We start from the raw sequence: 276 nt of genomic DNA, 5'->3' as shown, positions 1-276 counted from the left end.
GTATTGCCACTGGTTGACGTTGAGGGCAGTCGGGCTGGGTGGATCGAAGGCTGCCAGGTTGTTCATGTCGACGATGTAGCGATAGGTTGCGTCGCGCCCGCCGTGATAGTCGAAGTCGTCCTTGTTCCAGTTGCCGCCAACGATCAGCTCATGCTGGCGGCCCAGCAGCTGGAACGGCCCCTTGACCTGCAGGTTCAGCGAGGTCTGCTGCGCATACGAATTCCAGTAACCCGGCAACGCCCCCAGGCCCTCGCCGGTGTCGCGGTCCGGCTGGCC

At 63.4% G+C, this 276-nt stretch carries 1 pseudogene; it reads right to left on the bottom strand.

Annotated features, from left to right (window positions below):
- Positions 1-276 (bottom strand): annotated as a pseudogene (locus SB751_RS30165) (TonB-dependent siderophore receptor); the annotation flags it as partial.

The organism is Cupriavidus sp. SIMBA_020 (assembly GCF_046535395.1).
Taxonomy (GTDB): domain Bacteria; phylum Pseudomonadota; class Gammaproteobacteria; order Burkholderiales; family Burkholderiaceae; genus Cupriavidus; species Cupriavidus campinensis.
Note: the sequence above shows the minus strand (reverse complement) of the source record. Positions and strands in the feature narration are given on the sequence as shown.